This window comes from Microbulbifer celer, assembly GCF_020991125.1.
Lineage (GTDB): Bacteria > Pseudomonadota > Gammaproteobacteria > Pseudomonadales > Cellvibrionaceae > Microbulbifer > Microbulbifer celer.
This window is the reverse complement of sequence record NZ_CP087715.1, coordinates 2,197,014-2,210,263: the sequence shown is the minus strand read 5'-3', so window position 1 is coordinate 2,210,263 and position 13,250 is coordinate 2,197,014. Positions and strand designations below refer to the sequence as shown.

At 55.2% G+C, this 13,250-nt stretch carries 10 protein-coding genes; 8 read left to right on the top strand and 2 right to left on the bottom strand.

Translation table 11 applies throughout. The features are described from left to right. Window positions 1-94: 94 nt before the first annotated feature. The 3 genes from LPW13_RS09300 to LPW13_RS09290 all read left to right on the top strand — a co-directional run bounded on the left by LPW13_RS09300 (window position 95) and on the right by LPW13_RS09290 (window position 5,171). A complete protein-coding gene (locus tag LPW13_RS09300) occupies window positions 95-1,579 on the top strand; it encodes a TolC family outer membrane protein (RefSeq protein ID WP_230434842.1) in 1,485 nt (494 codons plus the stop codon). 88 nt (window positions 1,580-1,667) lie between these two features. Continuing rightward, a complete protein-coding gene (locus LPW13_RS09295) occupies window positions 1,668-3,824 on the top strand; it encodes a type I secretion system permease/ATPase (protein ID WP_230434840.1) in 2,157 nt (718 codons plus the stop codon). A gap of 18 nt (window positions 3,825-3,842) precedes the next feature. Continuing rightward, window positions 3,843-5,171 carry an HlyD family efflux transporter periplasmic adaptor subunit gene (locus tag LPW13_RS09290; protein WP_230434838.1) on the top strand — a complete coding sequence of 443 codons (1,329 nt, stop codon included), beginning with the start codon at window positions 3,843-3,845 and terminating at the stop codon, window positions 5,169-5,171. Between the two features lie 109 nt (window positions 5,172-5,280). On the opposite strand, the gene LPW13_RS09285 is transcribed toward LPW13_RS09290, so the two are convergent. Together LPW13_RS09285 and LPW13_RS09280 are read right to left on the bottom strand one after the other, a co-directional pair. Continuing rightward, complete coding sequence (locus LPW13_RS09285; RefSeq protein ID WP_230434836.1) at window positions 5,281-7,311, bottom strand: NADPH-dependent 2,4-dienoyl-CoA reductase; 2,031 nt, start codon at window positions 7,309-7,311, stop codon at window positions 5,281-5,283. A 203-nt stretch (window positions 7,312-7,514) separates the two neighbouring features. Next, a complete protein-coding gene (locus LPW13_RS09280; RefSeq protein ID WP_230434834.1) occupies window positions 7,515-8,423 on the bottom strand; it encodes a LysR family transcriptional regulator in 909 nt (302 codons plus the stop codon). Window positions 8,424-8,655: 232 nt separating this feature from the next. On the opposite strand from LPW13_RS09280, the gene LPW13_RS09275 reads away from it, so the two are divergent. Genes LPW13_RS09275 through LPW13_RS09255 form a run of 5 tightly spaced genes read left to right on the top strand, consistent with a single transcriptional unit; the run spans window position 8,656 to window position 13,243 of the window. Beyond that, window positions 8,656-9,327 carry a histidine phosphatase family protein gene (locus tag LPW13_RS09275; RefSeq protein WP_230434833.1) on the top strand — a complete coding sequence of 224 codons (672 nt, stop codon included), beginning with the start codon at window positions 8,656-8,658 and terminating at the stop codon, window positions 9,325-9,327. Window positions 9,328-9,340: 13 nt separating this feature from the next. Beyond that, the gene (locus LPW13_RS09270) at window positions 9,341-10,564 is read left to right on the top strand and encodes an acyl-CoA dehydrogenase family protein (protein WP_230434831.1); all 1,224 of its coding nucleotides are present in this window, start codon (window positions 9,341-9,343) and stop codon (window positions 10,562-10,564) included. A gap of 1 nt (window position 10,565) precedes the next feature. Next, window positions 10,566-11,621: a phosphotransferase gene (locus LPW13_RS09265; RefSeq protein ID WP_230434829.1), complete on the top strand. Its 1,056-nt coding sequence runs from the start codon at window positions 10,566-10,568 to the stop codon at window positions 11,619-11,621. A 51-nt stretch (window positions 11,622-11,672) separates the two neighbouring features. After that, on the top strand, window positions 11,673-12,449 hold the full coding sequence (locus LPW13_RS09260) for an SDR family oxidoreductase (RefSeq protein ID WP_230434827.1): 777 nt from the start codon (window positions 11,673-11,675) through the stop codon (window positions 12,447-12,449). After that, window positions 12,449-13,243 (top strand): SDR family NAD(P)-dependent oxidoreductase, encoded by a 795-nt coding sequence (locus tag LPW13_RS09255; RefSeq protein ID WP_230434826.1) that lies wholly within the window; start codon window positions 12,449-12,451, stop codon window positions 13,241-13,243. The genes LPW13_RS09260 and LPW13_RS09255 overlap by 1 nt, the downstream gene beginning before the upstream one ends. Window positions 13,244-13,250 lie beyond the last annotated feature (7 nt).

Here is a 13,250-nt window from a genome sequence, read left to right as displayed (position 1 = left end):
TTTTATTGGACTAAACTAATTGCGCCAACTAAAACGCCTGTTCTCGGATTTTCGCGTCAGTACCATGAGGCAGGCCCAAAAATAGTGAAAAAAAGTGCGCCAATTCAACGGGATTCATAGTTATAAAGAGGTCCATCTGCGATCCGCAGGTATACACACACCAGTCCGGAATTCACTTCTGGTTCTTCTGCTTTCGATGTCCAGTGTTTGTGCAATTGCTCAAGGTGAAGCAGAGAGTTTGGAGGTGATCAGCCAGGATCAGTTGTTGGGCGACCCCTCAGATGACAGCAGCGTTGTTTCAGGCCCAACGGTCACCGCAGCGGCTGCCAGTAGCAGCGGATGGAAAGTTGATATCACAGAAGCTGTACAGCGGGCAGTGTCCTGGCATCCCGCGATAGGAGAGTCGGTTAGTGTCCTGAGTCAGCAAAAGCAGAATATCCGCTCTGCCCGGGCGGGGTATTTCCCCCAGCTCAGCATGAATGTGGTCGGGGGATACGACAGCGAGAAGAAGGGAAATGGCGATGGACACGCATTGCAGCTCTACGTCTCCCAGGTCATTTATGACTTCGGAAAAATATCCGGCAGTGTCGATTCCGCTACCGCTGTGGCCAATGCCTCCCGGGCACGTGTGCTGCAGCAGATCGATAGCGTAGCGCTGGACACGGCGCAAGCTGCGATTGAAGTTCAACGGTACCAAGCGCAGCTGGAATCGGCTGATGAGCAGATCGTGGGCGTCTCGGAAATCTCGCGGCTGGTGCGAATGCGTAACGAGAAGGGGGTCAGTTCCCGGTCTGATCTTCTCCAGTCTCAGGCGCGCGTGGAGTCTGCACGGGCAACACGACAGCAAATTCAGGCACAACTCAGTCGTTGGCAGAGCGTTTTACAGAATCTGATGGGGGTGCAGCACCCCGTAACTCTTTCAATGACTGTGCCCCCGAATCTGACCAGCGGTTGCATGGTAGAACCTTCTCAAGTCAACGCCTCGCCAGCAGTCATGGTTGCTGAGGCGGAAAGGGCGGCGGCGGTTGCTCAGCTGAAAGAAGCGCGCGCCGCCTCCTGGCCGACGTTGTCTCTAGACGGCAGTGTTAACCGTTATCTGGATCAAGAGTACGTGGATACATACGCGTTGGATGAAAATGAAAAAGCGATATTTCTGAATCTCTCTATGCCGATCTATCAGGGGGGCAGGATTTCAGCGGATAAAGATGCCGCCAGTTACGCCATGCGCTCAGCTGCCGCCGCCAAGGATAACGCCCGGCTATCCGTAGAGCGCGAGCTGCGCGTCGCGCAGAGCCAGACCTCCGGGTTGCAGCGGAGCCTCTCTATTCTCGATGCCAGGTTGGATGCAATCGCTGAAACCAGGAGGCTCTACCAGAAGCAGTACTCCTCTCTGGGCACTCGGACACTGGTAGAACTTCTCAATTCTGAGCAGGAATTGCATCAGGCCCGGATGGAAAAGCTGAATACCCGATTTGACCTGTATACGTTGCAGGTTGATTGCCTGTATACCGTGGGTGAAATTCGCAACGCTTTTCATCTCGAGGGTAGACCCATTCAGGGGGTAGAGGTGCTTCCATGAAGTTCTCGAGTGTTCGGTGGCAAACCCCAGAGTATCGCAGGGGCCGTTACCGGTTTGGACCACTAGAAGAGATTCCAGGAGAGCAGGCATGAGTAAACAAAATCGAAGCGGTAGTGAATACAACACCTGGCTCGCCGCTATACTAACGGTCGCGAACCACTATCGCCTTGAATACTCTGCAGAAAATGTGCGGATCTCTTCGCAGCTGGTAAAAGATGGAGGCTCTGAGCGGGCAATACGAAGTATTGCCAGACAAACGGGACTGGTTGCACGCTTTACCCAGTTTGATGCTTCCATGATCAGTCCCTGGCGTTTGCCCATCGTTGTTCAGTTCAAGGGTGGACAGGTCGGTGTTCTTGAGCGAGTGGATGCCGAGGGGCAGGTTTCAATCACCTTTGGTGGTGATGAAGGCGCGTCGAGTTCGACAACGGTCGCGATTCTGGAAGAACAGGTAAGCACGGTTGTTGTCCTGCGTCCCTCGAAAAACGTGTCCGACCTGCGTGTCGATGATTATGTAAAACCACCTGAAAAGCACTGGTTTCGAGCCATTGTACTTCGTGATCTGAAGCCATATGGACACGTAATCATCGCGACAACGATTGCCAATATTCTGACTTTGGCGGGCATTCTTTTCTCCAAGCAGGTATACGACCGGGTAATACCGGCAGAATCTACACCGACGCTTTATGTACTCTTCAGTGGCGTGATGATCGCGGTGCTATTCGACTTCATCATGCGCGTAAATCGGATGCGAATTACGGACCTGCTCGGCAAGCGCGCAGATGTCCGGGTTTCCGATTTGGTGTACGGCCATGCGGTCAGGCTGCGCAATAGCAGTAAGCCAAAGTCTACCGGCACGTTTATTTCCCAGATTCGGGAACTTGAACGTGTCAGAGAAATGGTGACATCCACCACCGTTCTGGGAATGGCGGATATGCCATTTTTCTTCCTGTTTCTCTTCGTCATGTGGTACATCGCCGGGCCATTGGCGCTGGTGCCTCTGTGCGCGCTGGTACTGCTGCTGGTGCCGGGGCTGCTTGCGCAAGGGAAGCTGGCGGAACTCGCCGCTGAATCGATGCGGGAATCATCACTGCGTAACGCGATGTTGGTCGAGAGCATACAAGGGATGGAGGATATCAAGGGGTTGCAGGCGGAGCAGCGCTTTCAGCAACAGTGGAATCACTTCAACGCGGTAACCGCGGAGGCCAACCTCAAACTTCGCAACCTGGTGGGTAAACTGGTGACGTGGACGCACAACGTTCAATCTTCGGTGTTTGCTGTCATTGTCTTGCTCGGTGCACCGCTCGTGATGGCCGGCGATCTGACGACGGGCTCTTTGGTAGCGGCGTCCATTCTCGGCTCCCGCATGATGGCCCCCATGGCACAACTCACTCAGGTTCTGAGCCGCTGGCAGCAGGCGAAAGTTGCGCTGGAGGGCGTGGATAAAATAATGCAGCTTCCGGTCGATCACCCTGAAGGCAGTAAAAGGGTCCATGTACCCAATATAACTGGCAATTTTTCTATTCGGCAGGCGACGTTCAAACACGACGCACACAGCGAAGTCACGGCCCTCGAAGTTGCTAGTCTCAGGATAAACTCCGGGGAAAATGTTGCAGTACTGGGCAGGAATGGTGCCGGTAAGTCGACCTTACTTCAGGCGCTGTCCGGGTTGCTGGAGGCTGCCAGTGGAGAAGTCATCCTGGAAGGTATCAGTCTTGCACACATAGACCCCGCGGACACGCGGCGGGATATCGGGTTGCTGACACAGAATGCAGCGCTGTTCCACGGCACCATCCGCGAAAATGTAACTCTGGGTGCGCCAGGAGCGACAGACCGTGAAATTCTAGCTGCACTGGACATGTCAGGAGCTCTGGAGTTTGTCCGCAAGCTACCTACAGGTCTCGATCATCAGATATTGGAAGGCGGTCTTGGGCTGTCAGGTGGGCAGAGGCAGTCATTGCTACTTGCCCGGCTGTTTATACGTGAGCCCAATATTGTACTGCTGGATGAGCCTACCGCTTCTCTGGATGAAGTGACTGAGAAGCGTTTCATAGCAAAGCTACAGCGTTGGCTCGAGGGGCGAACACTGGTTCTGGCAACGCATAGAAGCAGCACACTGCAGTTGGTTGACCGTATTATCGTGGTGGATAACGGAAGAATAATTCTGGATGCGCCCAAAGATGCCGCGCTGAGACAGTTGGCAGAGTCATCCCGTGAAGCGAAGAGTCGCGAAAAGGTAACCTGATATCCCGGGAGAGTTCGTATGGCAGACGAGAAAAGATATCAAAATAGTTCCAACAGTAGTAAGCCCGGTGAGGAATCGAATGGTGAAAGCGCGTCTCGGCCATCCGCGATCAGTAATGTGGCGGATGATGTCTACTCTGCGGAAAGTATTGCAATCCTGGAGGCCGACTTTCAGAATGCTGGTGCGCACTTCAGTGAAGAGTTTGACGACGTTCGATTAACAAAGTCGAAGCGTATCGTCTGGTTTTTTTTCTTGCTGATAGCGAGTTTGATCACGTGGTCCTACTTCGCAATTGTTGACGAGGTATCTACCGGCGCGGGAAAGGTGATTCCAACCTCTCGTGCACAGATCATTCAGTCTCTGGAAGGAGGTATTCTGAAGGAGTTGCGGGTTATAGAAGGAGATATTGTCGAGAAGGGGGAGGTGCTCGCGCAATTGGATCCGACGAAAATCCGATCCAATGTGCAGGAAGGCAAAGCAAGATACCGTGCCGCAGTTGCCAGCGCTGCGCGCTTGACAGCGGAAGTGAATGGTATTCCGTTAGCCTTCCCCAAGGAATTGCTGCCATTTGAGGAGTTGATCTCAAAAGAGAGAAAGCTCTATCAAACTCGGCAGTCAAGTCTGCGTGAATCATTAGGTAGCCTTAAAGAGTCTCTTGACCTGGTGGAAAGTGAGCTGGCTATTACCCGAGAGCTGGTCCAGTCTGGTGCTGCCAGTAATGTGGAAGTACTGCGCCTCAGTCGCCAGAAGTCTGAACTGGAACTTAAAATTAAAGAAACGCGTTCACAGTATATGGTCAGTGCCCGAGAAGAGCTGGCGAATGTGAGCGCTGAAGTTGAAGCGCTGAGCTCGGTAGTGATAGGGCGGTCAGATTCATTGACCCGGTTGACATTGAAGTCACCTGTTCGGGGTATTGTCAAAGACATCTCTGTGACCACTATTGGCGGGGTTATACCTCCAAACGGACGCTTATTGGAAATTGTTCCTCTGGACGACCGGCTTTTGATTGAGGCCAAGATTTCTCCAAGAGATATTGCCTATATCCACCCTGGGCAAAAGGCAAAGGTAAAAATTACTGCCTATGACTACTCCGTTTACGGTGGGCTGGACGGAAAAGTGACGATTATCTCGCCAGACACCATCGAGGACGAAACGCAGCCCGGGGATTATTATTATCACGTAAAGATTCTTACCGATAATCATGCACTGACGAATGATGTGGGTAAGGAGTTCCCGATTGTGCCCGGGATGGTGGCAACTGTGGATATCAAAACCGGATCAAAAACAGTTTTCGACTATTTAATCAAGCCGTTCAATCAGGCGGGAGAGGCACTTCGGGAAAGGTGAGAGTTCAGCGAGAGAAATCCCGCGCTTCAAACAATTGCGGGGCCGGGAGGCCCCGCGAGCGACCAGCAATTACTCTCGGTCCAGATACTCTCGGTTCAGATGGCTTCGTTCAGAGAGAGGCGGCGAGGCGAGAACCCTGGTCAATAGCGCGTTTGGCATCCAGTTCCGCCGCTTCAAACGCACCACCAATCAGGTGGCTGGTAATGCCCATGCCTGAGAGCGCTTCGTGCAAGGCTTTTAATGGCTCCTGGCCTGCGCAAACCACAATATTGTCGACATCCAGCACCTGAGTCTCATCGCCAACCCGGATATGCAGGCCGAGGTCATCGATTTTTTCGTACTGTGCACCGGCAATATTACGCACCTGGCGGTGCTTCAGACTGGAGCGGTGTATCCAGCCGGTAGTTTTGCCAAGGCCGGCGCCAACCTTTGAAGTTTTACGCTGGAGCAGGAATACCTCTCTCGGGCTGGTAACCGGGGCCTGGGCCTTGAGACCAGCGCGATTTTCCAGCGCGATATCCACACCCCATTCTTCAAAGAATTCCTCTTTGCTGCTTGCGATCAGTTCGCTCACGTGTTCATCGCTGTGGGTCAGATACTCGGCTACGTCGAAACCGATACCGCCGGCACCGATAATTGCCACCTTCTTACCCACCGGTTTTTTGTGTTTCAGAACATCCAGGTAACTCATTACCTTTGCATGCTCGATACCGGGGATTGGTGGCGTACGCGGCTGAATGCCGGTGGCGATGATCACTTCATCGAATGCTTTCAGGTTATCCGCGGTCGCGGGGGTACTCAGGTGTACTTCTACACCGGTCAGCTCCAGCTTGCGCTTGAAGTAGCGCAGGGTTTCTTCGAATTCTGCCTTGCCGGGAATCTGTTTGGCGATATTGAACTGCCCACCGACTTTGTCATCGGCTTCAAACAGGGTCACGGAGTGACCGCGCTCGGCGGCAACCGTGGCAGCAGCGAGACCCGCAGGGCCAGCACCCACTACGGCAATGCTTTTCGGTTTGTCTGTCGGCAGGTACTGCAGTTCGGTCTCGTGACAGGCGCGGGGGTTGACCAGGCACGAGGTGAGCTTCAGCTCAAAGGTGTGATCCAGGCAGGCCTGGTTACAGCCGATACAGGTATTGATCTCATCTGCGCGATTTTCTACCGCCTTATTCACGAATTCGGCATCGGCGAGAAACGGGCGCGCCATGGAGATCATATCCGCGTGGCCGGCGGCCAGTACGTCCTCACCCACTTGCGGCATATTGATGCGGTTACTGGTGATTACGGGGACAGAAAGGTGTTGCTTCACCTTCGCAGTCACCTCACTGAATGCCGCGCGCGGTACGCTGGTGGCAATAGTCGGTACCCGCGCTTCGTGCCAACCGATACCGGTGTTGATGATATCTGCACCGGCTTTTTCGATGGACTGGCCGAGAGAAATGACTTCATTAAAATCACTGCCGCCTTCCACCAGGTCCAGCATAGAGAGTCGGTAAATAATAATGAACTCTTTACCCACCGCTTCGCGGATGCGGCGCACGATTTCAATCGGCAGACGGGACCGGTTTTCAAAGCTGCCGCCCCAGCGATCATCGCGGTGATTGGTGCGCGAGACGATGAACTGGTTGATGAAATAACCCTCGGAACCCATTACTTCGATGCCGTCGTAGCCGGCCTCGCGGGCGAGGGTAGCGCAGCGGACATAGTCGTCGATTTGCTGTTCGACTTCCTCGTCGCTCAGCGCTTTTGGGGTAAAGGGGTTGATCGGCGCCTGAATAGCGGAAGGCGCGACCAGATCCGGGTTATAGGCATAGCGGCCCGCGTGCAGAATCTGCATGCAGATCTTGCCGCCTTCCTTGTGTACTGCATCGGTGATTTCCCGGTGTTCCTGGGCTTCCTCCGGTGTCGTCATTTTGGAGGAGCCCTGGAACACACCGCCCTCTTCGTTGGGCGCGATACCGCCGGTCACGATCAGGCCAACACCGCCGCGGGCACGCTCGCCGTAGAACGCGGCAAGACGGCTGAATCCGCCGGGATGTTCTTCCAGGTTGGTATGCATGGAGCCCATGAGTACCCGGTTCTTGAGCTGGGTAAACCCCAGATCCAGTGGGGCCAGTAAGTGCGGATAGGAATGTGACATGACGGTCATTCTCTTGTGGTTTGCGCTTAGTCGTCGCCTGGATATGCAATCTGCTTATATGCAACTTTTTGCATAGATTGCCGGAGGATAGCAAAGGGCGGGGGAAGGGGACACTGACCGATTCGACCGATTGCGGTGGCTTCAACGCAGTGAGCACTAATATATGTCGCTTACTGGCGGCACCTTCGCTTCGGCTGGAGGGGTTAATTCGTGGCGCCCGGCCCGCAGAACAGTTCGACCAGCTGCTCCCGTACCCAACGGTTTGCCGGATCTTCATGCTGGCTCCGATGCCACAACAGGTGCCAGTCCATCTGTGGTATCTGGTATGGCAGTTCGAACAGTTTGGCGGGGTACTGGCGGGCGAGGCTGGCGGGTACGGTGAGGGCCAGGTCGGTTTTCATTACCACCAGAGGGGCTACCCGGTAGTGCTGGACACGCAGTTTTACCTTGCGTCGTCGGCCGAGCTTGTTCAGCGCGATATCAGCCAGCCCCGGCCCGCTGCGGCGGCTGGAGACATGAATGTGCTCGAGCGCCAGATACTGTTCCAGATTGAGGCTGTCCGCCTGCGCCAGCGGGTGATCCGGGCGCAGCATACACAGGTAACGGTCCGCCACCAGGCGCTGTTGTTCCAGTTGGGTTGCGGAAACGATGGGGATGTCCAGCCCAAAATCGAGGCTGTTGGCCGCCAGCTCCTTCACCAGCTGATCCCGCGGAACATAGAACGACTCCACAGAAATACCCGGTGCCCGGTGTTGCAGATGTTCCAGCAGCCGCGGCAGCAACAGGGTTTCCGCCATGTCGTTCATTGACAGTCGCAGGGTCCTGGCAGCACTGGCTGGTTCGAACTCCTGATGCTCGGTAACGCTGCTATCGAGCAGTGCCAGGGCCTGCTGGACCCGCGGCATGATGCTCTCGGTCAGCGGCGTCGGGCTCATGCCGGCTGGTGTACGGATGAATAGCTGGTCATTGAGAGAGCGACGCAGTCTCGCCAGGGCGTTGCTGACCGCCGGCTGGGTGATATGCAGGCGCTCTGCGGCACGGGTGAGGTTGCGGGTGGCATAAATCGCGTCCAGCACCGGAAAAAGGTTCATGTCAATCTGTTGTAGTTGCATAAGTAATCCGAACTTGAGAGGCGCCAGGCCCCGGTACTGACTATCGGCTCCAATCATTCGCACTGTGAATGATTGGATATTCGCATAATAAACTTTGATGATCTATGCGCAGTGGTTAGTTTTATCTCTTAACAGAGGCCTATACGTGAATAACCCGGGATGTAATGCCGGGTTGTGAAACCGAGAGTGCCGAACTGAGCGTGCCGATGACTTAGCAGAAGGGGGGGAATCCGTGCCGGAAATATTTGTGGTTCGCCACGGCCAGGCATCTTTTGGCAGTGACAATTACGATCAGCTCTCTGAATTGGGCTGGCGTCAGGCCCGTTGGTTGGGGGAGCACTTTGCAGAAGATGGCGCCACTTTTGACCGAATTCTGTGTGGCGATTTACGGCGTCACCGGGAAACCGCTACGGGGATTTGTGAAGGACTCGGACTGACGGCGGATAGCCTGGAAGTTTCCCCCCAATTGAATGAATTCGATTTCCTGCGGGTGATGCAGGCCTACGGAGAGCGAGACCCGCAGTCGGTGCCGGCGAAAAAGTCCGAACGCGCCGACTATTACCGCTTTCTCAAAAAGGCAATGCACGCCTGGGCCAATAACGAGATCGTAGGTGCAGAGTCCTGGGCTGAATTCGAGCAGCGGGTAGAAGGTGCCCTCGGCCTTATCGGCAACCAGCCCAAGGGGCGCAAAACACTCGTGATCAGTTCCGGCGGCGCCATCGCCATGATGGTGCGGCAGATTCTCGGCGCGCCTGCGCACACCGTGACTGAGCTCAATATGCAGATCAAGAATACCGCGGTCAGCCGGTTCTTTGCCGGGCGCAGTGGCATTGGTCTGCACAGCTTCAATCACGTTCCCCATCTGGAAAGCCGCGAGCGGCAAGAATTTATCACCTACAGCTGAAGCGATATCAATTATGCACTTTGAATATTCAGAGAAAGTCCAGGACCTGCTCGCGCGGTTGCAGGCCTTTATGGCAGAGCATGTATACCCCGCAGAAGCCACGTATTACCAGCAGTTACAGGAAGATCGTTGGGGGGAACCTCCGATCATGGAAGCGCTGAAACAGAAGGCGCGAGATGCCGGTTTGTGGAATCTGTTTCTGCCCGATGAAAAGTACGGAGCCGGGTTGAACAACCTGGAGTACGCCCCGCTGGCGGAGGAAATGGGGCGTGCAATTTTTGCCTCGGAAGTCTTCAACTGTAGCGCCCCGGATACGGGTAATATGGAGGTGCTGGCCCAGTACGGTTCTGAGCAGCAGAAAAAGCAATGGATGGAACCATTGCTGCGGGGGGAGATTCGCTCCGCATTTGCGATGACTGAACCGAGAGTGGCGTCCAGCGATGCGACCAATATTGAAACCTCAATCGTGCGCGATGGTGATGACTACGTTATCAATGGGCACAAGTTCTATATCAGTGGCCTGATGAACAAGCGTTGCGACATCATGATCGTGATGGGCAAGACTGATCCGGATAACCCGAACCGTCATCAGCAGCAGTCACAGATTCTGGTTCCCACCAAAACCCCCGGGGTAAAGATCCAGCGCCCGATGACCGTGTTCGGTTACGACGATGCGCCGGAAGGACACGCGGAAGTCGTATTCAGCAATGTCCGCGTACCCGCAGAAAACCTGATCCTTGGTGAGGGGCGCGGGTTTGAAATCGCGCAGGGTCGTCTTGGCCCCGGCCGTATCCACCACTGTATGCGTTTGATTGGCCAGGCGCAGCGGGCGTTGGAAATGATGGCTGCTCGTGCCGAGCAGCGGACGGTATTCGGCCGCCCCATGAGCAAGCAGGGATCGGTGCGCGAGGATATCGCCAAGTCTGCCTGTGAGATCGAGCAGGCGCGCCTGCTGACCCTGAAAGCCGCAGACAAGATGGATCGCCACGGGAATAAAGCGGCGCGAGACCTCATCGCCATGATCAAGATTGTTGCCCCGCAAATGGCGTGTACGGTGATTGATCGCGCGATCCAGATTCATGGCGCTGCGGGGCTGGGGCAGGACTTCCACCTTGCTCAAGCCTACAGTTATGCGCGAACCATCCGCCTTGCTGACGGGCCAGACCAGGTACATATGATGCAGTTGGGGCGCAATCTGGCAGCCTATTTTGACACACTGGAAAAGGCGGAGGCGTGATATGAACGAAGCAACCGCGAAGTCAGAAAGCCCGGTAGATAAACTGGACGTTGCGCGCCTGGAAAGCTACCTGAAAGGGCGGGTAGAAGGATTTTCCGGCCCTGTTTCTGCCACCAAGTTTAGCGGTGGCCAGTCGAACCCCACTTTTAAACTTTCGACACCGGGAAGAACCTACGTACTGCGCCGCCAGCCGCCGGGTAAACTCCTCAAATCTGCCCACGCTGTCGATCGCGAGTTTCGCGTAATGCGCGCACTACAGGACAGTGCGGTCCCGGTCCCGCGAGTCATGCACTTATGCGAAGACCGTGACGTACTCGGTTCTATGTTCTATGTGATGGAATACTGCGAAGGCCGCATCTACTGGGACGCGGCATTGCCGGAACTGGACAACAGCCAGCGCTCCGCCATGTATGAGGAAATGAGCCGGGTACTCGCTGCCCTGCACAGCGTCGAAATCGAGGCGGCGGGGCTCACGGACTACGGTAAGCCCGGTAATTACTTTGAACGTCAGTTCGAGCGTTGGCAGGGGCAGTACCGCGCCTCGGAGCTTCAGCCCATCGCTGCCATGGATCAGCTGATCCAGTGGCTGGGGCAGCACCTGCCGGAAGATGATGGTCGTATTGCCCTGGTCCACGGGGACTATCGTCTCGACAACATCATGTTTCATCCCACTGAGCCCCGTGCCATCGCGGTGCTCGACTGGGAGCTTTCTACGCTTGGTCATCCGTTTGCCGATCTCGCCTATCAATGTATGCAACTGCGTATGCCGGCAGACAGCGGCAATATATCCGGCCTGATGGGCGTTGATCGGAAAGCTCTGGGTATCCCTTCTGAGCAGGAGTATGTGGCGCGTTACTGTGCGCGTATGGGAATCGAGCGTATCGACAACTGGGCATTTTATCTCGCGTTCAGCTTTTTCCGCCTGGCGGCGATTATCCAGGGGGTGGCCAAGCGAGCTGCCGACGGCAACGCGTCGAGCAAAAATGCAGCTCGTCTAGGCGCATTCGTTGAGCCGCTCGCCCAGCTGGCACTGGATGTCATTGCCAAAGAGGCGTGACGGAAACCATCACTGATTAGTCAAAACAGAACAAAGTATTGGAGAGAGATTGTGGCAACTGAATTATTTGATCTGAATGGAAAAGTTGCGCTGGTGACCGGTGCCAGCCGAGGTATTGGAGAAGCCATTGCCAAGCTGCTGGCAGAGCAGGGCGCTCACGTTCTGGTATCCAGCCGCAAGATCGAAGGCTGTCAGGCAGTCGCGGACGCGATCACCGATGCGGGTGGTAAGGCGGAGGCCCTGCCGTGTCATATTGGCAATATGGAGGAAATTGAAAAGCTGTTTTCCACGATTCGCAGCCGTTTCGGAAAACTGGACATTCTGGTTAACAATGCAGCAACCAACCCCTACTTTGGACACATTCTCGATACGGACCTGGGCGCTTTCCAGAAGACGGTAGATGTCAATATCCGAGGATACTTTTTCGCCTCTGTCGAAGGTGGAAAGTTGATGCGGGAAAACGGCGGTGGCTGCATCGTCAACACCGCCTCCATTAATGCGTTACAGCCAGGAGTTGGTCAGGGCATTTATTCCATTACCAAAGCTGCAGTGGTGAATATGACAAAGGCTTTTGCCAAGGAATGTGCGCAGTTCAACATTCGTGTCAATGCGCTGCTGCCGGGACTCACCAAAACAAAATTTGCCGGCGCTCTGTTTTCTCACGAAGAAATTTACAATGCCGCCATCGGTCATATCCCGATGCACCGACACGCCGAGCCGGAAGAGATGGCCGGCACGGTGCTGTACCTGGTATCCGATGCCTCGAGCTACACCAATGGTGAGTGCATCGTGGTGGACGGTGGCCTGACGTCTTGCGGAGGTCTGTAATGACTGCGAAATTTCAACGCGATCCGCTATTGGATTTTACCGACAAGGTTGTACTGATTACCGGCGCCGCCAGCGGCTTTGGTGCCCTGTTGGCAGAAGAGCTGGGGCGGCGTGGTGCCAGTCTGGTGCTGGGGGATATTAATGAAACCCCTCTGGATACCCTGGTGGAAAAGCTGGGTGGCAACGGTGTGTCCGTAGCCGCAATTCGGTGTGATGTGACTTCGGAGACGGATTGCGGAGCGATGGTGGCGTTGGCGAGGGAGCAGTTCGGGTGCCTGGATGTCGCGGTCAACAACGCCGGGATCGCGCCGCCCATGTTCTATTTCGAGGAGGTGGATGAGCAGACTTTTGACCAGCAGATCAACGTGAATGTAAAAGGCGTATTCTTCGGCATGAAACATCAGTTGAAACTGATGCGTGAACAGGGCACCGGTACCATTCTCAATGTCAGTTCCATGGCCGGTCTCGGTGGTGCACCGAAGGTAGCGCCTTATTCCGCTGCCAAGCACTCGGTAATTGGTCTCACCCGTACCGCCGCGGTGGAGTACGCGCGTCACAATGTACGCGTCAACGCCATCTGTCCTTTCTACACCCTTACCCCGATGCTGACGGATATGCCCGGGTCACCAGAACAGATTGAGCAGACCCACGCGATTTTTGCTGCTGGCACACCGATGAAACGGCTGGCAGAACCGGAAGAAATCGTCAGCGCTATGGTTATGCTGTGCTCGCCAGCACTGAGTTATGTCACCGGGCAGGCAATGGCGGTTGATGGCGGCGTATCCGCATTCTGACAAGGAG